General features: G+C 60.6%; 17 protein-coding genes and 14 pseudogenes. 20 read left to right on the plus strand and 11 right to left on the minus strand.

Going from position 1 to position 23,927, the window contains the following annotated elements; genetic code table 11:
* Positions 1 to 321: 321 nt before the first annotated feature.
* Positions 322 to 453, plus strand: a pseudogene (locus BJG93_RS34965) (DUF1488 domain-containing protein); the annotation flags it as partial.
* A gap of 142 nt (positions 454 to 595) precedes the next feature.
* On the opposite strand, the gene BJG93_RS34970 reads toward BJG93_RS34965, so the two are convergent.
* A complete protein-coding gene (locus tag BJG93_RS34970) occupies positions 596 to 1,774 on the minus strand; it encodes a tyrosine-type recombinase/integrase (protein WP_027193710.1) in 1,179 nt (392 codons plus the stop codon).
* 58 nt (positions 1,775 to 1,832) lie between these two features.
* Between BJG93_RS34970 and BJG93_RS34975 the strand changes: the two are divergent.
* From BJG93_RS34975 to BJG93_RS35020, 10 genes and pseudogenes are all read left to right on the plus strand, one after another.
* Positions 1,833 to 2,815 (plus strand): annotated as a pseudogene (locus BJG93_RS34975) (DNA-binding protein); the annotation flags it as partial.
* Positions 2,816 to 2,868: 53 nt separating this feature from the next.
* Complete coding sequence (locus BJG93_RS34980; RefSeq protein WP_167544182.1) at positions 2,869 to 3,027, plus strand: hypothetical protein; 159 nt, start codon at positions 2,869 to 2,871, stop codon at positions 3,025 to 3,027.
* Positions 3,028 to 3,169: 142 nt separating this feature from the next.
* A complete protein-coding gene (gene parS / locus BJG93_RS34985; RefSeq protein WP_027193709.1) occupies positions 3,170 to 3,625 on the plus strand; it encodes a type II RES/Xre toxin-antitoxin system antitoxin in 456 nt (151 codons plus the stop codon).
* Entirely contained in the window at positions 3,622 to 4,092 is a 471-nt protein-coding gene (locus BJG93_RS34990) for an RES family NAD+ phosphorylase (protein WP_154677419.1), read from the plus strand. Before parS ends, BJG93_RS34990 begins: the two co-directional genes overlap by 4 nt.
* 646 nt (positions 4,093 to 4,738) lie before the next feature.
* Positions 4,739 to 5,206, plus strand: a pseudogene (locus BJG93_RS34995) (acyl-CoA dehydrogenase family protein); the annotation flags it as partial.
* A gap of 110 nt (positions 5,207 to 5,316) precedes the next feature.
* Positions 5,317 to 6,343, plus strand: a pseudogene (locus BJG93_RS36650) (CaiB/BaiF CoA transferase family protein).
* Positions 6,344 to 6,621: 278 nt separating this feature from the next.
* Complete coding sequence (locus tag BJG93_RS35005; protein ID WP_027193706.1) at positions 6,622 to 7,260, plus strand: nitroreductase family protein; 639 nt, start codon at positions 6,622 to 6,624, stop codon at positions 7,258 to 7,260.
* A gap of 228 nt (positions 7,261 to 7,488) precedes the next feature.
* A pseudogene (locus BJG93_RS35010) lies at positions 7,489 to 7,608 on the plus strand (helix-turn-helix domain-containing protein); the annotation flags it as partial.
* A 39-nt stretch (positions 7,609 to 7,647) separates the two neighbouring features.
* Positions 7,648 to 7,872 (plus strand): annotated as a pseudogene (locus BJG93_RS35015) (thiamine pyrophosphate-binding protein); the annotation flags it as partial.
* A gap of 1 nt (position 7,873) precedes the next feature.
* A pseudogene (locus BJG93_RS35020) lies at positions 7,874 to 8,008 on the plus strand (integrase); the annotation flags it as partial.
* A 92-nt stretch (positions 8,009 to 8,100) separates the two neighbouring features.
* On the opposite strand, the pseudogene BJG93_RS35025 reads toward BJG93_RS35020, so the two are convergent.
* Positions 8,101 to 8,280: pseudogene (locus BJG93_RS35025) on the minus strand (transposase); the annotation flags it as partial.
* A 440-nt stretch (positions 8,281 to 8,720) separates the two neighbouring features.
* On the opposite strand from BJG93_RS35025, the gene cynS reads away from it, so the two are divergent.
* Together cynS and BJG93_RS35035 are read left to right on the plus strand one after the other, a co-directional pair.
* Positions 8,721 to 9,164, plus strand: a complete 444-nt coding sequence (gene cynS / locus BJG93_RS35030) for a cyanase (RefSeq protein ID WP_027193704.1) — start codon at positions 8,721 to 8,723, stop codon at positions 9,162 to 9,164.
* Between the two features lie 144 nt (positions 9,165 to 9,308).
* Positions 9,309 to 9,809, plus strand: a pseudogene (locus BJG93_RS35035) (IS6 family transposase); the annotation flags it as partial.
* 72 nt (positions 9,810 to 9,881) lie between these two features.
* On the opposite strand, the pseudogene BJG93_RS35040 reads toward BJG93_RS35035, so the two are convergent.
* Both BJG93_RS35040 and BJG93_RS36655 read right to left on the minus strand, forming a co-directional pair.
* Positions 9,882 to 10,066, minus strand: a pseudogene (locus BJG93_RS35040) (IS6 family transposase); the annotation flags it as partial.
* A 4-nt stretch (positions 10,067 to 10,070) separates the two neighbouring features.
* Entirely contained in the window at positions 10,071 to 10,226 is a 156-nt protein-coding gene (locus BJG93_RS36655; RefSeq protein ID WP_202904045.1) for a hypothetical protein, read from the minus strand.
* Between the two features lie 1,304 nt (positions 10,227 to 11,530).
* On the opposite strand from BJG93_RS36655, the gene BJG93_RS35050 reads away from it, so the two are divergent.
* From BJG93_RS35050 to galU, 3 genes and pseudogenes are all read left to right on the plus strand, one after another.
* Positions 11,531 to 12,202: a TetR/AcrR family transcriptional regulator gene (locus BJG93_RS35050; RefSeq protein ID WP_082194440.1), complete on the plus strand. Its 672-nt coding sequence runs from the start codon at positions 11,531 to 11,533 to the stop codon at positions 12,200 to 12,202.
* A gap of 245 nt (positions 12,203 to 12,447) precedes the next feature.
* Complete coding sequence (gene rfbC / locus BJG93_RS35055; protein WP_231337688.1) at positions 12,448 to 13,023, plus strand: dTDP-4-dehydrorhamnose 3,5-epimerase; 576 nt, start codon at positions 12,448 to 12,450, stop codon at positions 13,021 to 13,023.
* 296 nt (positions 13,024 to 13,319) lie between these two features.
* Positions 13,320 to 14,215, plus strand: a pseudogene (galU, locus tag BJG93_RS35060) (UTP--glucose-1-phosphate uridylyltransferase GalU).
* Between the two features lie 85 nt (positions 14,216 to 14,300).
* Here galU and BJG93_RS35065 read toward each other — a convergent pair.
* Positions 14,301 to 14,690 (minus strand): annotated as a pseudogene (locus BJG93_RS35065) (transposase); the annotation flags it as partial.
* A 230-nt stretch (positions 14,691 to 14,920) separates the two neighbouring features.
* Here BJG93_RS35065 and BJG93_RS35070 point away from each other — a divergent pair.
* The 4 genes and pseudogenes from BJG93_RS35070 to BJG93_RS35085 form a co-directional block, all read left to right on the plus strand.
* The gene (locus BJG93_RS35070) at positions 14,921 to 15,073 is read left to right on the plus strand and encodes a hypothetical protein (protein WP_154671656.1); all 153 of its coding nucleotides are present in this window, start codon (positions 14,921 to 14,923) and stop codon (positions 15,071 to 15,073) included.
* A 72-nt stretch (positions 15,074 to 15,145) separates the two neighbouring features.
* Positions 15,146 to 15,355, plus strand: coding sequence for a hypothetical protein (locus BJG93_RS35075; RefSeq protein WP_027193700.1), 210 nt, complete (start codon positions 15,146 to 15,148; stop codon positions 15,353 to 15,355).
* Positions 15,352 to 15,549, plus strand: a complete 198-nt coding sequence (locus BJG93_RS35080) for a hypothetical protein (protein WP_027193699.1) — start codon at positions 15,352 to 15,354, stop codon at positions 15,547 to 15,549. The genes BJG93_RS35075 and BJG93_RS35080 overlap by 4 nt, the downstream gene beginning before the upstream one ends.
* A 1,235-nt stretch (positions 15,550 to 16,784) precedes the next feature.
* A pseudogene (locus BJG93_RS35085) lies at positions 16,785 to 17,030 on the plus strand (IS6 family transposase); the annotation flags it as partial.
* Positions 17,031 to 17,080: 50 nt separating this feature from the next.
* Here BJG93_RS35085 and BJG93_RS35090 read toward each other — a convergent pair.
* The 6 genes and pseudogenes from BJG93_RS35090 to BJG93_RS35115 all read right to left on the minus strand — a co-directional run.
* Positions 17,081 to 17,544, minus strand: a pseudogene (locus tag BJG93_RS35090) (transposase); the annotation flags it as partial.
* Positions 17,545 to 17,603: 59 nt separating this feature from the next.
* Positions 17,604 to 18,107, minus strand: coding sequence for an ABC transporter substrate-binding protein (locus BJG93_RS35095; protein ID WP_174566146.1), 504 nt, complete (start codon positions 18,105 to 18,107; stop codon positions 17,604 to 17,606).
* Positions 18,104 to 20,503: an efflux RND transporter permease subunit gene (locus BJG93_RS35100; RefSeq protein WP_034476904.1), complete on the minus strand. Its 2,400-nt coding sequence runs from the start codon at positions 20,501 to 20,503 to the stop codon at positions 18,104 to 18,106. Before BJG93_RS35100 ends, BJG93_RS35095 begins: the two co-directional genes overlap by 4 nt.
* Positions 20,500 to 21,567, minus strand: coding sequence for a WD40/YVTN/BNR-like repeat-containing protein (locus BJG93_RS35105; protein WP_027193698.1), 1,068 nt, complete (start codon positions 21,565 to 21,567; stop codon positions 20,500 to 20,502). The genes BJG93_RS35100 and BJG93_RS35105 overlap by 4 nt, the downstream gene beginning before the upstream one ends.
* 650 nt (positions 21,568 to 22,217) lie before the next feature.
* A complete protein-coding gene (locus BJG93_RS35110) occupies positions 22,218 to 22,388 on the minus strand; it encodes a hypothetical protein (RefSeq protein ID WP_154671655.1) in 171 nt (56 codons plus the stop codon).
* Positions 22,389 to 22,538: 150 nt separating this feature from the next.
* Complete coding sequence (locus tag BJG93_RS35115; RefSeq protein WP_027193697.1) at positions 22,539 to 23,909, minus strand: DUF1329 domain-containing protein; 1,371 nt, start codon at positions 23,907 to 23,909, stop codon at positions 22,539 to 22,541.
* Positions 23,910 to 23,927 lie beyond the last annotated feature (18 nt).

The raw sequence follows: 23,927 nt of genomic DNA on the forward strand, positions 1-23,927 counted from the left end.
CAGGCCCTGGTGGCTTGACCAACTGATCGGGTTTCGAATTACCGCGTGCAACTCGCGTCCCGCAAAGGCTCACCTTGAGGACTTGAGTCAAACATATGGATGCAACTAACAGTCCGGCTTCATCACATCCATACCGAAATCCAAACCAAAACCTTGCCTCCAAAGGCAACGGGGCCGAGTGTACGCGACGGTTTATCTACGTGGCGGAAATCAGCGGCGCATCCGTCTTCCGTCTGTTCTGTAAAATTGAAGACAGGCGACGGCAGCTTAAAGGCCCCTGATTGAACTCACGAGGTGTAAAAAATGGACACCATTGACCTGATGCCAGATGTCGCGGCGGCCCGACATGAAATCTCGTTTCGCCTGGCCGGGCAATGCAGTGAGGTCGCCTGTGTGATCACGCGGGAAGCGCTCGAAGCGCAATTCTGGTTGCCCGGAGACGCTGATCAGGTCCGCATGCTCAAGGCATTTGCTGACGGACGGCGTCGCATTATCGCGGTCGCCGAACGAAAAAATCCGCCTGCGTCCGGGCAGACCGGTCAGGCTCACTACTCAGGATTTCGAGGCCGGAGATTAGTCCTCCGGTTGCCGCCCGTCACCAGTCAATGCGGTGTTTTTCATCAGTGTCGCGGTGCCGGCGATCATCGTCCACGTGCAGATACTGACTGGTTGTCGTCAGGGACGCATGTCCGAGGTTATCGCGCACGAGTCGCAGATCCAGTTGCTGGTCTGCCATATGTGAGCCTGCGCTGTGACGTAGCCAGTGCGCCGACGCCTGTTCGAGGCGGTCGGCGCGCAACGCATGGTCGTCGCCACGCGCGCGCAACGATCCTGCGGCGTCGCTGAAGACCTCCTTCACGATCCGGTGCAATGCGGCGCGCGTGAGTGGCCTGAGTGACTGGCCGATCGGCAGCACCAGCGGCGTTTCCTCGCCGGGTGAGGGGAGCGCTGGCAGTCCGCGGGCTCGCCGGTATGTGCCGAGTTCCATCATCATTTCCGCGGTGGCGGGCACCAGCCGCTCCTTGCCACCTTTGCCCATTACTTCGAGCCACCAGCGCTCCTTGCCGTTTTCGTCGCCCCGACGGAAAAACTGGCCCATCGTATTCGAGCCCACTTCCGTGATCCGCAGGCCACCCAGGTAGAGCAGGGTGAAAAGCCAGCGCACGCGCGCGTGATGTTCGCGCTCGCGACTGGTTTCCCTGGGCATGCCCTGAATGTACGTTTTGACTTCAAGCCACAGTTCGGGCGACAGATAGCGGACGATGCGCGGCCTGGCCCGGCGCGCGCGCTGGCGTGAGAGCGACAGGGGATTGCCGGCGAGATAGCCGGCCTGCACCAGCCACGCGAACATGACGTTGAGGATCGCCATCGCCTGCCGCTGGCTCGATGCCGACAGGGGGCCGTAGAACGGTCGCCAGCGCGGATCGTCGCGAGGCTGCTTGTTGCGTCCGCCATCAGCGGTCCACCGTGCCGCGGGTTGCGGATCGGCGAGAAAGTGCTGGTAGACCAGCAGGTCTTCGTGCGTGAGCGAGGAGAGCGGTTTGCCCATCTGCAGGACGGACCACAGCAGCAGCCGTTCGGCTTCCTTGCGGTAGTTGTCGAACGTCGTTTTCGTATCGACGAGGCGGGCGAGCCACGCGCGGATCGCATCGGAATCGGTCACCGCGGCGACCTGCATGTGGCCGGTTCCGCGGTTCGTGCCGTGGTGGCCGTCGAGACCGGCGGGCAGTTCGAGCGCGTCGATCGGGCGCGGGGCGGGGACGGCGGTTTTCATGGTCGCAGACGCGGCGGAGGTCGAGGTGTGACGTGGTTATGCCCGATCGCCGTTCGGGAAGCGCCTCAAGGCGACGTTCCCGAAGACCCGCGAACTGTACGGCGAGGTCTGCGCGCTGGTGTTCTTCCGCTTCGGCATCACACCGACCGCGAACCGCCTCTACCAGCTCGTGAAGCGCGGCAGCATGGGCACGCCGACCGAGGTGCTCGCGGAGTTCTGGACCGCCCTGCGTGACAAGAGCCGCTTACGGCTCGAACGGCCGGATCTCCCGCCGGACCTCCAGGCCGCCGCCGGCGACCTGATCGCGGCGCTCTGGGACAGGTCGACAGCCGCCGCGTACGCTGCGCTCGAAGAACTGCGCCTCGAGCTGGGCGCCGAGCGCGAGGCGGCCCAGGCAGCGATCGGCGTGGCGCGGGATGCAGCGGGCCGAGCCGAGGCCGCGCTCGACGAACGCAACGCTGCACTGCTCACCGCGCAGACGGAAATCCGTGAACTCGGGCAGGCGTTGGCGGTGGCTGACGCGGCGCGGCTCACGCTGGAGGCCGATATCGCCCGCCTGCAGCGGGAAAACCGTGACAGCGACGCCGCCTTGGCACAAGTCCGCGCGGACTTTGCGCGCGAGCTGGACAAGCTGCGTGAGGACGGCAGCGCTCGGAGGAGCGTCTGCGGGCCGCGGAAAGGCGCGCGCTACTCGAGATTGAGCGCGAACGCGCGCTGGCCACGCGACTGCACAAAGATCTGGAGGCTGCGGGGCGGCGGGCCGAGCAGCATGACGAGCGTCATCGCGCTGAATCGGAAACCTTGCGAGGCCAGCTGGGCGACGCCAGGCATCAGGCCGGGCTGATGCGGGGTCGGCTCGACGCGCTCGAGGCAACCAACGCTGCGTATATGGACGAGCTTGAGACTCTTCGACAAAACTTTTCCACTGTGCCGGCTTCTGGCGTGGGGATCGCAGGGCGCTCAGCGCGGCGCACCGGCGCGGCGAGGAAGCCTGTGCTGACCGTTCGCAAGGATCGCGGAGTAAAGGAGTCTACCGAGTGAAAAAGGTGCCCCGGCGGCGGCGTCGCCCAGCGTGTCCACCGATCGGAGCGCTGATGCGATACGGAACCCGGATCGTACGCGTGATTGCCGAAGTCAGTGGTCAGCGGGTGGTGATCGAATCAGTCAGCGAGGATGGCCGGGTGTTTCGCACCTCGGTCAAATGGACCAGTCTTTCGGAACTGGAAAATGGGCTGTTTCAGGAGGCCGGATAAACCTCGTATTGCGGTTGGGAGGGTTGGGAGAGATTGCTGGATATGGCACTGGCGGCCGCCGTCAACGGGAAGCAAAAAGCGGCGTGGCAGTCGGACGGCAAAATGCCTATAATGAATGGGCAAATTGCCGAATGGAGCCGCGATGATCACTGTCTCTTTCAAGCCAAGCGGAGCGGGCAACCCGCGCCGGGAAGAGTTCGCCCTGTTGCAGCGGCTGCTTGATGCGCCCGTGCGCAGCGGTTCCGACCTTGCAGAGCTCGCGACCGAACGGGTCGGCGTCGCCGTGATCGACCGTCTTGCAGAGCACGGACTGAAGGCCGACGAACTGTCTTTCATCATCCCCCGGCGGACGCTGACACACCGTCGGCAACAGCACGAGCGACTCTCGACGGAGGAGTCAGACAAAGCGATTCGTCTCGCCAAGATCGTCGCCCAGGCTACCTCAGCCTTTGGCAATGCCGGGAAGGCAATGCTGTGGCTGCGAAATTCCCAGAAGCGGTTCGGTGGGAGGACCGCGCTCGATATGGCGAGCACCGAGCACGGCGCCCGGTTGGTCGAGGAGGCGCTCGTCCAGCTTGACGAAGGGTACTTTGCCTGATGGTCCTGTGGAGAATCAGTAACTACGCTGATCTGAAAGGCATTGGTGGCCTGCGGGCAGCGGGCCGATGGCATTTCGCCGGCCAGCCGGTAGTGTATCTGGCCGAACACCCCGCGGCCGCCCTTCTCGAGATTCTGGTACATCTGGAAATCGGCAGCCCCGCTGATCTACCCGATACGTACCAGCTGCTCAGGGTTGAAGTGACAGACGACGTAACGATTGCGGAGATGACCGACGACGGCATCCCCGCCAACTGGCGGGACGATATGGCGTGGTCCCAGGATGCCGGGACTGAATGGCTGGGTGCCGGCGGCAGCGTGCTGCTTAAGGTGCCAAGCGCAGTCGTTCCTTACGCGCACAACTACCTGATGAATCCCGAACACGAAGATGCGGATCACCTCACGATCAGCATGGCAATCCAGGTCCGGCACGATCCCCGTATTCTGAAATTGCTGTCGAAAGCGTAGGGAAACGCTGACGAAATATTGCGTGAGCTACGAGCACAGCTTGTCGACCGCAGGTCGTCGCGGATCTTCCGGCAAACGTGCCGCGCGCGCTGCTGCCCGAATTCATCGCCGGGCTCATCTTGCAGCGTTCACCCTGCATCGGGCGGATCCGCAACCTGCGTATTCTCTGATCGGGTGCTCCGTGCGCGCGAGCTGTCACTTAGCCGTAGACCGGCCGGATGATCGCCGAAGCGAGGCGGTTAGTTGCGAGTGGTCGAGTCAGTTCGGGAGGATGGCCGGATGTTTCGCAGCGCGGCCAGCTTTTCATGGTGTTGCCAGCTGCTGCTACTTTTACTTCCGTAACGCTGCTACTTTGGTTCATCGCACGCCGCTCCACCGGCGGTGGCTATGTGCTTTGCTTCGTCGCGGTGACGGCCGTAGCTGTCGAAGGCGGCATTCGAAGCGTCTGTTGGAAAGGTGTGGGGTCGGGTGCACGATCTGCTGCTCGACAAGTTGCGCGAGGCCGGGCAGATCGATCAGCTGGGATACGCGCGAGCCCTGAACATAGGTGGAGGATTGCAAGCGGCGCGAGCCGCTTAGGTCCGCTCATCTCTCTGGAGCGGACGGTGAAACCAACGCGCGCAACGCTTCCCGTTTTGTGTGGGCTATCCGTTTCGTCGACGTACGCGTACCGCGCGCCAACGTGTTCGGCGGCGAGGGCAACGGTTTCAAGCTCGGCATGTCGCGTATCAACGTGAACCGCCTGCTGCACTTTCCGACGATGCTCGGGCTCGCTACCGCCGCCTATGAGGCATCGCTCGACTATGCGCGTACGCGCCGGCAAGTCGGCGGCCCGATCGCGCGCTTTCAGGCGATCCACCGCATGCTCGCCGACATGGCCGCCGCACTGCGGGCGTGCGAAAGCATGATCGAGCAAACCGCCGCGCTCGCCGACGCGGGCGCCGATCCGCGGATGAAGGCCGCGGCCTGCAAGTTGTTCGTGTCGGAACGTTGCTTCGAGATCTCGGATAAGGCTGTGCAGATTCACGGCAATGTCGGCGTGACGCGTCATCATCCGGTCGAGCAGACGTTCCGGAAGCTGCGTATGTTCGGCGTTTTCACGGGCACGAGCTAAATCCAGCGCAATACGATCGCCCGTGTCACTCGACTCCGCTGGCTCGCCGGCCCGAAAGAGCGGGCAACATGCGCACGAATGCTGGAAGCCTCTAAAAGGAAGCGATGCCGATGAAACCTGAATGTTCCTGCCTGAACGGCATCAAGATTAACGACCTGAGTCAGTTGCTGCCCGATCCGCATGCCACGTCGATGCTGACGCATCTAGGCGCGGACGTGCTACAGGTCGAACCGGCGGGCACCGGCGATCCGGCGGCAACTCGGACGCGAGGTGTTCGCCCAACTCAACCGCGGCAAGCGGTCCGTCGCGCTCGACCTGAAAAGTCCCGCCGGCACGGCGACCATGCTCGAGCCGGGCGCGATGCGGGCGCAGTCGTCGAGGGTTTCCGGCCAGGCGTCGCGAAACGACTTGGACTCGACTATCCGACGCTCGCCGAAGTGAATCCGCGCATCGTGATGTGTTCGGTTTCCGGATTCGGCCAGACCAGCCCGTACGCGGCCCGGGCTGGCGACGATCTCAATTACCTGGCGCTCGGCGGCTTCTGGTCGATTTTTGTTCAGGTCGACGACCGGGTCACGTGCCCGCGTGTGCGGCTTGCGGACTACCCCGCGTCGAGTCACGCCGCGATCGCGCTGGCGCTTGCAGTTATGAGCGCGCGTCAGAACGGTCGCGGCCAGCATTTTGACGTGTCGATTCACGACTGTGTGTTGGCGTGGACTGCATCGGCCGCGTGCACCTCGCACGAGTATGCGGACCGCCCGCTGGCATCGCCCGACGTCATGCCCGAGAACGATCTTTTCGCGACGCGAGACGGCCGGCATCTTGCGTTGGCGATTCTGGAGAACAAGTTCCGGTTGAACCTGTGGGAAGCGCTCGGAGCCGGCTATTCCGCGTTGACTGACGATCGTTTCGCGTCACGCCAGGGCAGGGCAGGCAGTAGTTCAAGCGTGAGGTCAACTCGCTGCTCGCGCAGATGTTCTTGCAGCGCACGCTTGGCGAATGGCTCGACACGCTCGCGTCTTTCGATCTGCCGGTGTCGCCGCCGCTCGATGCGCAGCAGCTGTTTCACGATCCGACATGATCGGCGAACTCGCTAACGGCGCGACTATAGCGGTGCGCATTCCCGTGAAGTTTTAAGCGGGCTTGCCCGACGCCGACGACGCCGTTCCATCGCTCGGCGAGCACAACAGCTGAAGCCGCTTGCTAGCAAGGACGCAAAAGACGTCCCCGCCATAGCGGAGACAACCCGAATGACAATCGAACAAAACCGATATCGACGTGGACTACATGATCGGTCGCGCCGAACCCGACGAGGCGGTCGCCGACTGGCATCTTTGAAGTGATGCCCGCTCAAGCTTAAAGTCTGATTCTGTTGTACTCTGGCTGCTTTCAAACTCAGATGTGAAGGCAATGTAATGACGGCTGTCAATGAAAGACTGGCATGGCGCTATGCAACCAAGAAGTTCGATGTGACGAAAGGCGTGCCGGCCGAAAAGCTCGAACGTATCGTTGAAGCTGTGCGGCTGGCACCGACCTCAAGCGGGCTCCAACCGTTTGAGCTGTTCATCGTGAGCAATGCCGATATCCGCGCAAACATTCGAACCGTGGCTTGGGACCAGGCGCAAATTACCGACTGTTCGCATCTGCTGGTATTTGCTGCGTGGGACGACATCACGGCCGATCGCGTCAATATGATGTTCGACCTGACCAACGAGGTCCGAGGCTTCAAAAACGAGGGTTGGGAAAACTATCGCCAAATGTTGCTTGGAATTGTCGCCGATCGAGGAACGGAGGCGAACTATCAGGCCGCAGCGCGGCAGGCTTACATCGGGCTGGGCGCTGCCTTGATTGCTGCGGCTTTTGAAGCGGTCGACGCTACGCCGATGGAAGGATTCGACCCGTCAGCGGTCGATGAAATCCTCGATTTGAAATCGAAAAACTTGCGCAGCGTTGTCATGCTGGCTCTCGGTTATCGGGAGGCCGAAGGTGATTGGCTTGTGAACTTGAAGAAAGTTCGTCGCAGCCGCGATAACTTCGTCACTGAAGTACAGTGAATCGGACATTGTCCACGTCTACACATTGGCGTTGTTCAGGAGTGACCTTAAGGCCGAACGCCTGCCTCACGAAACAAAGTAGGAACGGCCGTTGTACTTCGGAAGCGGTTGTCAGCGTCGGACCGCTTTCGTCGAAGTAAACCCCCCGGATTTCATTAGTGCGGTGCGCGGCAAGGATGCCGGCGCCGCACCGACTGGTCACCCGCCATATCGCCCTTGAGATCCGTCCTGGGGGTGTCGGTGGTCGAGCTGGGAGAAGTGATGACGATTCTGGAACTGCACCGGCAGGGGCTGAGTATTTCTGCCATCGCCGCTCGACTGAACATGGATCGCAAGACGATTCGCAAACCGGGATCTTCTACTGGCAATTACGACGAGATGCAGTTTATGAACACCCAGACATCGACCGCCGAAGACCGGATTACTGTGCGCGATGCGGTCATTGACCCGATGCGCCGCCTCGGCATACAGAAGCTTTTTGGCAATCCCGGTTCGACCGAGTTGCCGATGCTCCGGGATTTCCCGTCGGATTTTCAATACGTCCTCGGCCTCAGGGAAGCTGTGGTGGTGGGTATGGCCGACGGTTACGCGCAGGCGACCGGCAATGCGGCGTGAACAGAAGGTGGATATCCGTGTGATCCAGGCGCTGATCGGGCGCACCAAGCTTGAGAACACCGCGCTCTACGTCCAGTTGGCCACCGACCTGCTGCGCGAGGTCACCAGTCCGCGGGACGGCCTGCCCGTGTGAGTGAGCCCGCGCGCTGTAGCGCGGATATCTTCTGCAGGCCACGGGCCAGCGTGGCGAGCAACCGCACACCCGAGCCTGGGTAGCTGAAGGCACAGCCGGGTCGGCAGATGGTTCCATCGCATCCCTGTCTTCAGCACGAGCAGGATGCCATTGAGTGCTGCACGGTCCGAGACCGGCAGCCGTCCAAAGAACTGCTTGCGTCGCGGTTTGGGCGGTGGAAGTAGCGGTTCGATCAGTGCCCACAGTTCGTCATCGATGATAGGTGCCGGCATTCCTTGATCCGTTGTTCAGGTATCCAAGGTTAAGAAAAGTCGGACATTGTTCGTTAAGTCGCTTCGGGCGCGAGCGTGAGGTGGATAAGCGAGAGGGAAAGGGGAGCGGGAGGGGAGAAGGAGGTCCTGGTAAGGGGCAGTTGATAGACCGAAGGTACTGCGCTCTGGCAATGACACGGGCAAAAAGCCCGATGCCGGCTGGATGTTCGCACAAACCGGTTCGGGACGAAATGATATGGGCCGAGAACCGCCGAGCGTTATCTGCAGTTGCTGAATCGGATGCGAGCGCGGGCTTCGCGTTGCCGAATGGCGTGCTGGACACCAGCGTCGAAGAAAAGCGATCCCGGCTCCGGGTGGATGTTATCTCAACCAAGATTACTATTACTATCACTGCAACTCTCTTAACCGGTATCGCCGGGCTCTTCAAAAGGAACTCAATCATGGAACGAAATGAAGTCACGAAGAAAATCGTCGCCGCGAAGGTTGCCGGCAAACTGACGTGGGCCGAGATCGCCGCGAAGATCGGCCAGAGCAAGGAGTGGACGACCGCCGCGCTGCTCGGTCAGATGACGCTCGATGCGAAACAGGCGGGAGTCGCCCGCGAACTGTTCGACCTCACCGACGAAGAAACCGCGTGGCTGCAAATTGTCCCGTACAAAGGTTCGCTGCCGACCGCGGTGCCGACCGACCCGCTGATCTATCGCTGGTACGAGATCGTCAATGTGTACGGCACCACGATCAAGGAGTTGATCCACGAGGAGTTCGGCGACGGCATCATGAGCGCAATCGACTTTTCGATGGATATCCAGCGCGAGCCGAATGCGAATGGCGACCGGGTCCAGGTGGTGCTCAGCGGCAAATTCCTGCCCTACAAGTCGTACTGATAGCGTCATCCGGCCAGGGCAAGCGACACGCCCGGCGCGCCGCTTGCGATCGCGAAGCAGCTCGTCGATCCTACGCTTTCTGAGATTGCTCTTCCTGCCGTTCTTATGACCCAGCCTCGACAAGTTGACAATGCCAGCACATGACATCGGGACGAGATGTTCGTGACGCTGCGCGGCGAGCCGTACCTGTTGTGGCGAGCGGTAGACGAGCATGGTGTCGAACTCGACGTGCTGGTGCAAAAGCGGCGCGACAAGGCCGCGGCCAAGCGCTTCTTTCGGCGGGTGCCGCGATCCAATCCGGTGCCGCGCAAGATCGTTACCGACCAGTTGCGCAGTTATCCGGCGGCGAAGGCAGATATTCCTGAGCTCGCCCAAGTGAAGCACGTCTTCGTCAAATCGGCTGCGCGCGTGAACAACCGCGCCGAGAATAGTCACCAGCAAACCCGCAGGCGCGAACGCCAGATGTGCGGCTTTCGCGATGCCCGTCGCACGCAGGCGTTTCTCTCATGCTTCGGCCCGAGCCGGCAGCACTTCGCGTTGCCCAGACATCGGATGAGCGCGGCATGTCATCGCGCCATGTTGCAAGAACGGCTCGCTACATGGCATGACTGGACCGCCTCACTGGCAGCCAACCGGGCTATCTGATAAGGATAACTATTCTTGAGGCCGGCACGTAGCCTGTGCTCCTCAACTTGACAGTGCCCATGTGCTGCCCGGCTTGCGCCGCGCCGCTTTGGCGCAACGGGCGAATCCAGCGCCGAATTTGTCGCACCAGCAACGGATCGTTTCGTACGTGACCACGACACCACGCTCGAGCAACAACTCTTCAATGTCGCGCAGGCGAAGCTGATGACGACGGCAGGGAAGCGGTAACCGTGATAAAGCGATTTGGGTTTCTTCATCACTTCATTGTACCGCCGTCTTCCGCAGCAAGCTGACAGAGCCCTCTGCCACCATCCGTTCGAAGCCCGTGCGCGTTTGCGTTCCGGCCGCAGAGCGCCCCAGATCCTCGTCGATCACTTCGATCTCGTTCCAGCCCAACTGATGCAGACGATCCTGCATCGCATACTGAGCTTCTGGCTCTCCAGATTGTGGCTGACCTGGTAGGCCGACGACTGGCGCACGTACAACATGGCCTTGCGCGCCAAATGCTGCGACCGAATTTTGTCACTCATCGCGCACCTCCGGCTCGTGGACGACGGCGAACAGCCCGCGACGGTGTTGCGCCAGCAAACGCACGGTCTGCTGCCGGACCTCTTGCGGCAGGTGCGCGCACTGCGGTGCCTTCGGAAAAGGACGGAACAGGTCGAGTTGACCGCCCGGTTATAGATTTGTCTGGCGTGGCATCAGCACCTCCTGTAAGGGACAAAGGATGGTGCTCGGCTTGTACCACACCGTCCTGCCCGGCACGAGTTCCCTGCGCCAGCAAGCGCTTCGGTTCCCGCAACGCTTACAGTTGACGGCGGCAGACGTTGCCGAAGTAATGCGAAAGCAGGCAACTGGATCGAACATCCACTGCGGCACTTCCAGCAAACGCGCCGTCTCGAACGGTTCCAGCGCGCAGCGCAAAACCGTCTCTGCATTCTTCCTCTCGACCGTCCACACACCGTGTGCCCGCACCACGGGTGCCAGCGGTAGAGAACTTCCTTTGATTCGCTAATATGGGTGTTGTGTTGTCGGCTTGTACAACCAGAAACGGCCCCATTCAAGTCTGTCCGATCAGACGCCGGATGAGGCATACTTCGGAACGCTGCCAGCGATCAAATCGGCAGCTTGATGACCCCGGCGCTTCAACTTGTAAGGTCGATCTGACTGTCCGAACCAACGGCGCCACCTCTCCAGCCGGAACGCCCAAGTCCATCAGAACGAGGCCGAGCGCGAGATTCAAACTTGCGACGCCTCCATCTGAAAGCCCGAATTCGTGCTCAATTGGCTGGACCAACGTTGAGAAAATGAAGCGGTCAGCGACGTTTGAAGTGTAGATCGCGGTTGCAAGCCTGTGCACCGACGCCGGGCGGCGTAGACTGCTCGGATTCAACTCTCTCGCTCTGTGGATTCGACGACGTCATCCGGAACGTTTTTTCGACTCGACGGTCGGATTGATTGCTTTTGACTCGTTGTGTCAACGAGTCAAAATGTTTTTGGGGGAGTATTTGTACCTACTTCGCATGCCGCGTCGGAACGTTGACGCTGGCCGGTTACATGATTAGACTGGGTGGAAGAATTTTTGACCGTACGTCTGCCCAGTTCTCGCTGTCGCTTTGACCTGCCTAAAAAGTTGGGTGGTGACAGAACAGAGAACCAGTGTTTTTCCCCATCACTTCGGGCAAACGTCCTCTCGCGATTGCTCGACCGCACAGCTCCGAATGCCTCGACTCGTTAAAAACACAGCACAAGAAGCGGCCACAGAGACTTCCGCGCCGCCAGCCTCTAAAAAGGGCAACGTTAGATCGCTTAAGCGGTTGCTCGTGCGCGAGGAAATCATCAAAAGTGCCGCGACTTTGTTTGCCGAACGGGGTGTACGGGCCGTAGCGCTTGATGAAGTCGCCAGCACGCTTGGATACACAAAATCGAGTGTGTACTACTACTTCGAGAGTAAGGATGAGTTGCTGTGGGCGGTGTTCAACTACATCTCCGGGCACTTTGTGGGGGAAGCCGAACGCATTGCTGAGTCAGTCCCCGACCCCGTCGATCGCTTGACGAGCTTGATCCGTATGCACGTACGCTTCCTTGCAGAGCACCGTGAGTGGGCCACCGTCTTTTACCGCGACATTCAGGCCTTATCTGAGCAGCGACAAAAAGAGGTTCGCGGCATCATCGTTAAATATGACGCAATTTTCAGGCAGGCAGTATCGGAAGGTGTAACGAATGGGGGCATGCATCCGCTCGCGCCTGATATCGTGGCCAATGCTGTGCTCGGAGCCTGCAACTGGATGGTGAACTGGATCTCGCCTAGGCATCAGCAGAATATTGAAAAAATCGCCGACACCTATGTTTCACTTTTTATGAATGGCATTGTTAAACGGCCGCAGGCATAAAGCGATCAACTCCAAGAGAAGGAGGCCAGGCGCCAGCGCAGGATCGCGCTAGAGCATAAGCCGCCGATACCGATAGTCCGCTCGGGTTGTGGGCCGCCCCGGCGAAAACCGGACACGAGGTAACGGTTAAACTTTGAGGTAGAACTTCAATGGGTTCCACGGTAGAGCTGGGCTTAAAAGCAGGTCTGCTGAGACGATGACCAGCATGACTTTAGACGCCAAATTATTCAAGCGTTTGAACGAGCATGTTCACCCCTTTTTCCGCCGAATCCATGCCTTGTCGTATACGCCATACCAAGATCCGCGATGTGAAAATCGTCGAACCGCACATCGTTAATGATGCGCGCGGACTGTTTTTTGAGAGCTTCGACCAGGAGTGGTTTGAAGAGAATGTAGCCCGGGGGTACAACTTCGTTCAGGACCAGCATATGGTCTTTTCCCATAACGTATTGACCGGCCTCCACTATCAATTACAGCAGCCTCGAGGTCTGTTGCTGCGAGTGGTGAGCGGGGATGTATTCGCCGTTGCGGTCGATGTTCGACGGTGGTCAGTCACCTTCGGGCGCTGGGTTGGGGAGCGTGTCTCCTCGGCAAACAACTGGCAGATGTGGATTCCACCCGGGTTCGCCTATGGATTCCATGTGCGCTCCGACGTTGCAGAGATACTTGTCAAAGCGACGTCGAACCGAAACGCAACCTTTGAGCGCACTGTGTGTTGGAACGATCCCGAGATCAATATCGCGTGGGGCATGAAATCGGAACCTCTGGTGACAGCGGCATCTGCAAACGGCGTGGCCTTCCCCGCTATTGAAGTTTATTAACTCGCGCGCTTCGAGCGACGAGTGTTGAGTGGATCTGAGAGACCTGTTAGACGGAAGGTAGACAATGCGCGAATGAACCCAGTAGGGTGGCGTCCGGTGTCGAAGGTCGGGTTCCCTCGGTCCAGACTTCCTTCACGGCCCTTGCTGCCACAACCCCCGTCCGTGGCCGGCTTGCTTCGGCCCTTCGTGCTCCCAAGAAGGACCGCTTTTTTTGTATTGACGGTCCTTAGCTCTCCCCACGCGGAGTGACATGTTCGACCGCTTGCGGAGCCGTTCACGAACAATACTAATCAAACATGCTGAAAGTCACTAAGGCTGTCTTCGCAGTTGCAGGTCTTGGGACCCGCTTCCTTCCTGCCACAAAGCCAGCCCGAAGGAGATGCTACCCATCGTCGACAAGCCGCTAATCCAGTATGCGGTGGAAGAAGCGATTGCGGTGGGCATTACCGAGATGATTTTCGTGACGGGCCGAAGCAAGCGCGAGATTGAAGACCATTTCGACAAGGCGTATGAGATCGAAGCTGAACTCGAGGCACGAGGCAAGACGAAACTGGTCGAGCTCGTGCGCAGCATTAGGCCGAGCCATGAGGACTGCTTCTACGTCCGCCAGCCTGAAGCGCCGGGCTCAGGCCATGCAATGTTGTGCGCGGAAAAACTTGTCGGAGACAACCCGTTCGCGGTGATTCTCGCGGACGACCTGCTGCACGGCACCCCGCCGGTCATGAAGCAGATGATCGACGTCCTTGACCACTATCACAGCTCCCTTATCGGCGTTGAAAAAATCTCGCCTCAGGACTCGAAGTCGTACTGAGTTATTGACGACAAGCTCTGGGCAGACTCAATCGTTAAGATGTCCAACATCGTCGAAAAGCCGTCTGCCGAAGTCGCTCCGTCAAATCTCGGCGTGGTTGGCCGATATGTGCTCAAGCCACGCATCTTCGACCATCTCCGCACCCTCAAGCCGAGCGAAAGCGGCGAACTGCAGCTGACAGATGCGATCCAGTCGCTGCTCGGTGACGAACAGGTTCTGGCGTACAAGTATCGCGGCACGCGCTTCTATTGCGGCAGCAAGCTCGGGTATCTGAAGGCGACGGTTGAGTTCGTGTTGAGCCACCCGGAAGTACCCGCGGATTTCCGGAAGTACCTTCTGGAGCAGTTCGGGCCGTCATATGCAGACTCACCGGCACCTTAGGGAAATCGGCGCCGTGTTTGTGACGGCGTGGCGATGCTGTGTTATGCCAGCGACTTTTTGCGAGGTCCAATCGACCTCTAAACCGTTTAGTTGTCCGGGGGCCGTGGCCAGCTAACGCCGGCCCGTTTCTTCACCCGAACTCCAGAATTATGACCTGGCATGGGTGGTAGATGAAGCAGCATCGTGAATCGGGTGGTACGTTCAACCAAAGTGCCAATCGCAGAGCTGTTCAAGCCGATGATCAGATCTTTTCCCAATGGCCTGGAAAAGCGCGATCGGGAACTTCGGCCGGACGCTCACTGATCAGCACCTCCGAGGTGATAAATCTTTTACCTCGTTGCTGCGTTCTGGCACGTGGCACGCGCAGTACCCGGCCGGTACGCAGACACGCAGAGAGTTCGCGTCGCAATGCACCGCAGCCCTGAATGTAGAGCGCTTGATAGATGGCTTCGTGCGAGGTCCGCATAGACTCGTCGTCGCCGCCAGCAGGGCATCGAAATATTATGTGAATCATTCTCTGGACTCGGCGTTCAGCGTTGTTGACGCGTCCTGAGTTCTCCGCGCGGTTCTCGTGCGCGCTTGCCGTCGCGGCGACATCGAAGCTGAATTTCCTGCCGCCGGCGTGCGCAAGACGCCCGGCCGCCATTTCCTCTGCGCGCAAACATTCAACGCTCGGCCATCGCGGTGGCGCTTTCGGAACAGGTCATGAGTCTGGCCTATCCAAACTTCAAAAACAGCATCAAAGATTCCGCGCTTCATGCTGCGGCCGCAGAAATTTTGGCTGTGCTGGCAGAGCTTCAAAAGCATGAACGCTATCGCAAGACGCCACAAGGATTCGGTAAGCATCCGATTCGCTGATCAATGGAAATGCTTAACGACCGAAACGGCTAATGATCGGCGGGTTTAGCAGTCCTCCTAAGGAGATACTCAATGAATGTGAGCCAGGCAAAGGCACGCGTTGTCGCGACTGGCAACTTGACGGCTATCGTGACCGGTCTGGATCGCGGCGTGTACGCATTCCGCAACTTCACCTGCAGCACCGAAGTGCGCGCCGATGTTGGCTACTTCGATTCTAATGCCGGCATCCACTGCTACGGCGATGGGAGCAGTGAGGCGCAGGATCGTCCGGAAGTAGCGTGAACAAAGACGGTGACGCGGCAGCCAAGGCGCTGATGGATGCGGTGGAACTGATCGACGTTCATCGACCCAGCATCGAATCAAAATATCTGCTGGCTGCGTGCATCGCGTGTTGCGAATACGAACTGGATGCCGCCCGCACGACCGCAAAGAACGCCCTTGCTTACGCAAAGCAACGCAGTCGCCCGGCTCACTGATTTTCAAGCAGAGTCTGGCGCGTACGGCAAGCCGGATAATCGGACAGAAAGAGACGGGGCGAGTTATCTGCGAGACATTCAATGATCGCGCAGTGGCGGCCCTGAACACATCGAAGTATGAGGCGGTTCCTATGCTGGAATATTTTCAGGAGCGAATCACAAGCTTCGAAGCGAGGCCGAATGTCAACCCGAGACCTGATTGATAGGGCCCGCGCGCTGGAGCGAGCAAAGACTCCAACATCCGCCCTTATTCATGCCGTTGCAGACTCTGCTGCGCGATGTCTGGCGGCCGCCACGGGCGGCCGCGTTGATATAATTTTGCAGGGCGTCGTTGCTATCTCGCGAGCCCCTGAAGGCGCGCGAACCAAGCAAAAAAAGTAACGTGAACGAACAAGCAAGAAGTTTCGAAGCGGCAACACTTTGCGAGATTCAAGCGGCCGATATCGCTCGCCGCGTGACCGCCGCGAAGATCGTGTCGCTTTAGTTCATGCAACCGCCCTCTGCACCCTTCGCAAATCGAGGGACGTGCTACGCATCGACATGTCGCATGGAAAATCGAGCTCAGTCTGCGGGCTGGTGTGGGCGGTCGGGGCATTCCCGGACCCCTCATGGTCCGAGCACTTCGGCGCTCTGGCAGCGCAGACCTGAGCCGGCAGCAATCCGGTCGCAGTACAGCGCCCGCACCGACGCCCGTCGGTTGCGGGCGCTGTTGTTTCCGGCCGCCGGGGATGCCCTGATTCGGACAATTGCGCGAGGCGCAGAAAGTCGGTTAAAGTTCTTCTCGAAGGGTAGACCCGCAGGAGCGGCATCTGCCTTTTTCTGTTTACGCTTCTCGAAACCGAACCAGGAAACAGTGAGCTGCTACTTTTTTGACATGGACGCCGTCATGGGCCACAGGACGACCTGCCAACGCGAGCGCTGAGCGGGTCATCGGGGGCGGCAGCGCGCTGGCACCCGTCCGCATGCCGCGCACGCAACGTCGCACGTCGGTGCGCAAACCGGCGAGCGCGGACGGTGAGCCCGCGCCTCGCTCACACGTCCACTGCTATACGCGCCGTTTCGAAAATCAATCGGACGAAACCACCCGTGTCCGCCCCGCAGAGCGGCGCATCCCGCCTAGCCGTGCACGCCATCGCCGGACATCTGGGGAGCCGCACCGGCGCGTAAACTGCAGCGGGTACATCCGGTAGATTGACCGCGTCCGCTGTAAAATCACGGGGCTTGCAAGTCAACCATCGAGCCGCGTGAACAACCGCGCCGAGAATAGTCACCAGCAAACCCGCAGGCGCGAACGCCAGATGTGCGGCTTTCGCGATGCCCGTCGCACGCAGGCGTTTCTCTCATGCTTCGGCCCGAGCCGGCAGCACTTCGCGTTGCCCAGACATCGGATGAGCGCGGCATGTCATCGCGCCATGTTGCAAGAACGGCTCGCTACATGGCATGACTGGACCGCCTCACTGGCAGCCAACCGGGCTATCTGATAAGGATAACTATTCTTGAGGCCGGCACGTAGCCTGTGCTCCTCAACTTGACAGTGCCCGAATCCCCAGTTACGGTGGTTGTCGGTCAGCTTCAGTAACCAGTCAGCGATCTGATCGTTCTCCGCATTGTGCTTTCGCTCATAGCGGTAACACGTCGGGCTTACGCCAAATGCCTCGCATGCAAGCCGGATCGACACCCCCTCGGCGTGCTACTGCGTCCCTGGCCATCTCGCGGCGAGAAGATGGCCTCAGTCTTTTTTTTGCCAGCGCCTCCGCGACGATCTCGGCCTTGAACTTCTCTTTAACGTACATCTTGCAGCCGTGCGTTCTCGGTCTCCAGCTCCTTCATCCGCGCCATCAGCGATACGTCCATGCCGCCGTACTTGCCGCGCCAGTTGTAGAAGGTCGCCGTGCTGATACCGAGCTCCCGGCAAATCTCCGGTACCGCCAGCCCGGACTCCGCCCGCCTCAGCGCATCCATGATCTGGCTATCTGTTAACCTCGACTTCTTCATTGCGTAGAACTCCCTTTGCTGGAAATTCTACTTCTGATCCCGCTTACTGGACGGGAGGATTACCCACCAACCCCGGCCTCGGCGGCTTGTGTCGCGAAGGGCTGCCCCAGCAGCGTGGCATCGCCACGGCCGTCTAGCAGGGCCTGATATTGTTCTGTCACGCCGCCAGCGGGGGTAAAACCGCAGCCGTTTTCGTCGATGCCAGCTTCGCGCGACATGGCTTGCAGGGCGATGACAAAACCATTGTCAACCGCGTCGACGAGCAGGTTGGCGCCGCGCAGGTCGGCCACGCTCTTGCGGTCAGGCGCGGCGACCAGCGCCAGGGGCGTGGTCGGCTCGACTTGCGCCACCACCCGAAAATCCTTGGGGCCAAGCCGACGGTTCCAGCCGATGACGTTGTCTATCGCCGAAACGACGGCGTCGACTTCGCCCGCGACCAATGCTTTGAACTGCGCGTCGGAAGAAGGATTTCGGCTGGCCTGGATGGCGGTTGCCCCTGGCGCTTGCCCTGCCAGCACAGCCAGGGGCAGTGCCACGAACCACATTACGTTGATGTGATTCAAAATGCGTTTTTTGCTTCCCGGTACGACGCGCCGCGCGCAGGTCTCAGAAGGAAGTGCGCCAGTGCGGGCAGCAGGATCAGCGCGCCAAGCATGTTCCACAGGAACATGAAGGCCAGCAGCAGACCCATGTCGGCCTGAAACTTGATCGGGCTGGCAACCCAGGTGACGACGCCGACGGCCAGTGTGACGCCGGTGAACATCACGACTTTGCCGGTGAAGAGCAGGGCGCGATAGTAGGCTTCTGACATGCTCTTGCCCTCGCGCAGCTGCGCCAGTGTTACCGACAGAATGTAGAGCGCGTAGTCGATGCCGATGCCCACGCCCAGAGCGATCACCGGTAACGTGGCGACCTTCACACCCATGCCCAGTGCCACCATCAGCGCCTCGGCAAGCACGGAAGTCAGCATCAGCGGCAGCACCGCCACCGCTACCGCGCGCCAAGAGCGGAAAGTGATGAAGGACAGCACCACCACCGCGCCATACACGAGGTACAGCATCTTGCGCCAGGCGTCCTTGACCGCGATGTTGGTCGCCGCCTCGATGCCGGCGGCGCCGGCGGCCAGCAGGAACTGCACATCCTTTGTGTTGTTCTCGCGGGCGAATGCCTCGACGTGCTCCACCACGCGGTTCAGCGTGTCGGCCTTGTGGTCGCGTAGGTAGACGTACAGGGTGAGGAGGCCGCAGCTATCGTTGTAGAGGCCGCGCGGCGCGCCGGCCGTGACGGTGTTGAGCATGTCCTGGTTGGGCAGGAACTCGTACCACTTTGGATTGCCTTCGGTCAGGCCGACCAGCATGCGGCGGTTCAGGAGCGCAAGCGAATTGGTGTCTTCCACGCCGTCAAGTTGGCGCAGTTGCCATTCCAGCGCGTCGATCTTGTTGAGCGTGTCGTATTGGGAGCAGGCGCCTTCCGGCGTTTTGATCATGACCGCGAGCACGTCGCTGGAGGCACCGTAGCTCCGGTTCATGAAGCTGACATCGCGGTTGTAGCGACTGTCGGCGCGCAGCTCGGGCGCGCCCGGATCGAGGTCGCCGATCTTGAGATGGGCGCCAACGGCCAGGCCCGCGATGCTCATGACTACCGCCGTGGCTACCGCGATGGATGCCCACTTGCGCTGGGTGAAGTGGTCCAGGAAGGCCCATAACGCGTGCTTGTCCTCGCCAGCGGCGTCGGCGGTTTCGGCGCGCAGGCTGCGCGCTGCGGCCTTGGCGCTCACGCCGGTGTAGGACAGCATGATGGGCAGCAGGATCAGGTTGGTGAAGATCAGCGCGGCCACGCCGAGCGAGGCGGCGATGGCCAGTTCACGGATGACCTGGATGTCGATGACCAGCAGCACGGCGAAGCCCACCGCGTCGGCCAGCAGCGCCGTCAAGCCCGCCAAGAAGAGGCGGCGGAAAGTGAAGCGTGCCGCCACCAGCTTGTCCATGCCGCGCCCGACGTCCTGCATGATGCCATTCATCTTTTGCGCGCCGTGGCTCATGCCGATGGCGAACACGAGGAAGGGTACGAGGATGGAATAGGGGTCGAGCGTGTAGCCGAGCGTTGGCAGCAAGCCGAGCTGCCACACCACGGCGACCAGCGAAGCCGCAACGACCAGCAGGGTAGAGCGGATGCAGCGCGTGTACCAGAAGACCATGGCCGCCGCGATCGCGACCGCCAACGCGAAGAACATCAGCACCGCGCGCACGCCGTTGATGAGGTCGCCCACGAGCTTGGCAAAGCCGGTGATGTGCACCTTCAGGCCCTGCTGCTCGTATTTCACACGCAGGGCGTCGAGTTTTTCCGAGAAGGCGGCGTAGCTGAACGGCTGGCCGTCGGGCGTGCGGGCCAGTAGCGGCACGAAGATGACGGTGGACCGCGAATCGAGGGAAACGATCTGGCCGATCTCGCCCGAGCGGGCGATGTTGGCGTCGAGCGCCATCAGGTTTTTCGCCGTCCCGGTGTAGCCGTCGGGTATTACGGGGCCGCCTTCGAGGCCATCCTCTGTCACGCCGACCCAGCGGGTCGAGGGGGTCCACAGCGATTTCATCTTCATTCGGTCGACGCCGGGCAGCAGGAAGATCTCGTCGGAAAGACCGCGCAGCGCGCGCAGATAGTTGGCGTCGTAGATGGTGCCCTTGGGGTTCTCCACGGCGATGCGCACCGCGTTGCCGAGACCGGAGAGTTCGTTCTGGTAGCGCAGGTAGTTCTGGATATAGGGGTGGTGGGACGGGATGGTTTTTTCGAAGCTGGCGTTTAGGTGCAGCTTGGTGGCCTGCCAGCCCAGTAGCGCGGTGACGATGGCGCACAGTACCACCACGACCAGACGGTGGTTGAACAACGCTCGTTCCACGAGCGAGCCGGAGCGCGGATCGAAGGTGCCGACTTTGTCCATGTGGATGACGGGAACAGACTTCATTTCTGGCCTCCGTTGGGCGCAGACAGAACGCCCCGAACGCTGAGCGTGAGCAGCGAACCGTCGCGCCTAGGGAAAACGCCGGTCAGGGATGGCAACCGGGTGCTGTTCAGCGTAGCGAAAGCGCCTTCGCTTTCACTGAGCACCATGCCCGCCTGGTCCACCAGCACCAGCGAGCCGTCGGCGCGCACGGCCGAGCCTGTGATGGATGCGGCGTCTGGCGTCGTGATTTGCTTCCAGTTCGCGCCGGCATCGAGCGAGCGCAGCACGTTGCCGCGCAGCCCGGCCACCACGATTTCGTTGTCGGAGGGAAGCTCGGCGGTGAAGAAGCTGCCGCTATAGGGGGTCTTGATTGCCGTGAAGGTCTGGCCGCCGTCTTCTGACAGCCGCACCAGTCCCTGTTCGCCGCACACGAGAATGCGTTCGCCGTGACGCCGGATCGCATACAGGTGCAGGCCACGAGGGTTGTCCAGGCGATCCGCCCAGGAGCTCCACTTCTGCCCGCCGTCCGTGGTGTAGTAGGCCATGCCGTAGGCGCCGACGACGATCACGCGCCGTGCGTCGAGCACCAGCAGGTCGAGCAGGGGCTTGTCGGGGCCGTCGGCCACAAGGCGCTCGGCGTCGTGGAGGGCCGTAGCATTGCCATTGGCCTGGGCGGCAGCAAGGGAAATCTGCGCGGCCTGACGGCCGTCGAGCACGCGTGTCCAGGTCTCGCCGCCATCGACGGTGGCGAGCACGGTGCCGCTGTGGCCGACCGCATAGCCATGTTTGTCATCGGCGAAGCGAATTGCCGTCAGTGTCACGCTGACGGGCGCCGAGACCTGGCGCCATGTAGCGGCATTGTCGTCCGATACCACCACGATGCCGCGCTCGCCCACTGCAATCAGACGCTTGCCCGCCTGCTCGATACCGAGTAGTACCGATTGCGCTGCCCGCTGCGAGATGACGGCAGGGCGATCCCGCGCGGGACCGACGGGCGCGGCGGACCAGGCTGTGCCCACGCCGAATGCACCGATGCAGGCGGCAAGCAGAGCTCGCGCGTGCCACCGGGTGGGGTGATAAAGCATGACATTGTCTCCTGCCTGCTGGCTCTTGGTTATATACAACCGATACGATCCGTATTAGGACGCAGATGTACCGTGCACACGTCAAACACATGGATCGTTCCGGCTTTGTTCGGAAGGGTCCGGGTCTCCATACTACGGACGCAACTATCCATTTTTGAAAGGAATGGGCCTGGCAAACGAGTTCCACCGGTTAAGAATGTTCGCGATACTCACGCCCTCGCGTTCCTGCGACCCGATTTTTCGTGTCAGCAAGGTCGAGCCGATGCATCGCTTGCCGGTAATTTGCCGCATCCCCCAGGTAGCCCCACTACCTCTCGGCAGCGGGGCCCCCGAAGAACTGTACGTGCAAGATTCCCTGCATACAGCTCGAGCGCAGCATTAAGCGCCGTATTGACGCCGGTCTTGCCATTGCAACGCAAGCCCTTCGGAAACGTCACATCGTTGATTCGCCTCAGTCGAGGGGCGCGTTGTCTCTGAAGCTTCATACCCAACCGTTACCAGTTACGCATGCCAGATAGGCAACTGCTGGTCGTACAGCAGATCACGGCGCGACGATCCGTTTAAATTTCGCCGTGCGTGACAAGGCAAAAACGAGCTTTACCGCCTGCTACATGCCGCTTGGCGCGCGGCAGACGGCGACACGTGTCGCACTAGATCAGTTCAACGTAAGCCGCGGTGTACGACGGCAGTCGTCCGGAGACCCCGCGCACATACACCGGCGCGTTGATGAACTGCGCCTTGAGATCGCCCTCGGGAAAATAGAGGCTGATTTTCCCGCGTTTCTTCAGGCTCTGGTTATATTCACGACAGTTCGTTACCACCGGTAGCCGGGCTTCTCGCGCTTACGCTCCTGACCTGCTTTGAGTCTGGCTTTGTACGGCATCCGCTTTGATCCACGCGCCCCTTGATCTTACGGTTTTATAACAATCGCGCCCCTTCCGAACAAAGCCATACTCATGTTGATGTGAGGGTTAGCGCACGCTTTCGCCAGCCATGTTTTCGGGTGCGAAGAACGATTCCGGATAGGGGGTCGCGTTGATCTTGTATTGCATCTTCTCCTCGGCGCCGAGTCCCATGGCGTCATAGCTGCCGGCTGACAGGTCGTAGGCGCCGAAGCCGAAGGGGATCTCGCCGGGGACGTCGGGCATGGCGACCGGGATCGAGTAAGTCATGCGCCAGAGCTTGTCGTTGGCGTCGTAGCGGTCGGCCAGCACAGCCAGCCAGGAGTCCTCATCGACGTAGTAGAGCGATTTCTTCGAGGTGTGGCGCTCGCCCGGTTTCAGTGTGGCTTCCACCACCCAGACGCGGTGCAGTTCCCAGCGGATGTAATCGGGGTTGAGGTGATGCGGGCCGAGGATGTCGCTGTCCTTGGTGGCCGCCAGCCAACGGTTGCAGTTGTAAGGGATGTACATCTCCTTCTTGCCGATCAGTTTCCAGTCGAAGCGATCCATGCGACTGGCGAAGGTTTGGATCTCGTCGAACGACATAACGCCCGCGGCGGCTGGGGTCGGCGTGTCGCAGCAGGCGTTGGGCAGCTTGCGCACGCGTCGCTGGCCTACCAAGTACACCCACGTGTTGGTGTGGGATTCGTCGATGGTCTGGTGGCCGACGATCGCTTCGCCTGCGCGGATGGCCGGGCCGTGGGTGTCGACGCGGACCATCGAGTAATCGTCGCGGAGATTGTCGGAAGATCCGTCCTTGAAGTAATAGGGCGAGTTGCTTTGCTCGGTGACGTCCGAAAGCAGCACGGCCTTGCCGTCGGCCGTGACCTGCCAGTTGTGCGCGCTCTCGACAAAGGACTCGCCGCCCCAGTGCAGTTTGTGATTGAGCATGACTTCCGCCCCATTCTTGGGGATAGGGAAGGGAATGCCGCCAATGGCACCCTTGGACATTGCCCCCGAGCTGGATTCGACCAGCGTGGCGCGCGTGGCGTTCTGGAAGGTATTGTCGTAGACGTATTGCGGCGCGGCGGCCGAGCGGTGTGTCGGGTAGACGTCGAGGCGATAGGTGTCGGGGTACTTCTTCAGCAGCGCCTTGACGCCCTCGGCCAGCTTGTCGGCATACTGATCCATGTTCTTCGCCGTGATCTGCAGTATGGGCTTTTCATTGGCGAAGGGGTCAGGGCGGCGGCCGCCGTTCTTGAAGCCGGGAGTGGGCGTTATCAGGCCGCCGGTCCAGGCGGGAATGGTGCCTTCCTTGTTGCCGGCCTTTTCGGCGCCGAACGGTGTCAGGTCGCTTTTCAGGTGGGCGGCTTCGTCGGCAGTAACGGCGGCGTGGGTGGAGGCCATTACGGCCAGGGCGGAAAGCACCGTGGCGGCGCGGGCGAGTGTCTGGAATTTCATGAATTGCTCCTCTCTTGC

Source organism: Paraburkholderia sprentiae WSM5005, from assembly GCF_001865575.2.
GTDB lineage: Bacteria > Pseudomonadota > Gammaproteobacteria > Burkholderiales > Burkholderiaceae > Paraburkholderia > Paraburkholderia sprentiae.

Excerpts from the sequence above, each read along its gene's own strand:
- BJG93_RS35005 (WP_027193706.1), top strand. The coding sequence starts at position 6,622 with ATGACGGCTGTCAATGAAAGACTGGCATGGCGCTATGCAACCAAGAAG.
- BJG93_RS35105 (WP_027193698.1), bottom strand. The coding sequence starts at position 21,567 with ATGCTTTATCACCCCACCCGGTGGCACGCGCGAGCTCTGCTTGCCGCC.
- parS (WP_027193709.1), top strand. The coding sequence starts at position 3,170 with ATGATCACTGTCTCTTTCAAGCCAAGCGGAGCGGGCAACCCGCGCCGG.
- BJG93_RS35115 (WP_027193697.1), bottom strand. The coding sequence starts at position 23,909 with ATGAAATTCCAGACACTCGCCCGCGCCGCCACGGTGCTTTCCGCCCTG.
- BJG93_RS34970 (WP_027193710.1), bottom strand. The coding sequence starts at position 1,774 with ATGAAAACCGCCGTCCCCGCCCCGCGCCCGATCGACGCGCTCGAACTG.
- BJG93_RS35075 (WP_027193700.1), top strand. The coding sequence starts at position 15,146 with ATGAATGTGAGCCAGGCAAAGGCACGCGTTGTCGCGACTGGCAACTTG.
- rfbC (WP_231337688.1), top strand. The coding sequence starts at position 12,448 with ATGTTCACCCCTTTTTCCGCCGAATCCATGCCTTGTCGTATACGCCAT.
- BJG93_RS35070 (WP_154671656.1), top strand. The coding sequence starts at position 14,921 with ATGAGTCTGGCCTATCCAAACTTCAAAAACAGCATCAAAGATTCCGCG.
- BJG93_RS34980 (WP_167544182.1), top strand. The coding sequence starts at position 2,869 with ATGCGATACGGAACCCGGATCGTACGCGTGATTGCCGAAGTCAGTGGT.
- BJG93_RS36655 (WP_202904045.1), bottom strand. The coding sequence starts at position 10,226 with ATGCAGGATCGTCTGCATCAGTTGGGCTGGAACGAGATCGAAGTGATC.
- BJG93_RS35050 (WP_082194440.1), top strand. The coding sequence starts at position 11,531 with ATGCCTCGACTCGTTAAAAACACAGCACAAGAAGCGGCCACAGAGACT.
- cynS (WP_027193704.1), top strand. The coding sequence starts at position 8,721 with ATGGAACGAAATGAAGTCACGAAGAAAATCGTCGCCGCGAAGGTTGCC.
- BJG93_RS35100 (WP_034476904.1), bottom strand. The coding sequence starts at position 20,503 with ATGAAGTCTGTTCCCGTCATCCACATGGACAAAGTCGGCACCTTCGAT.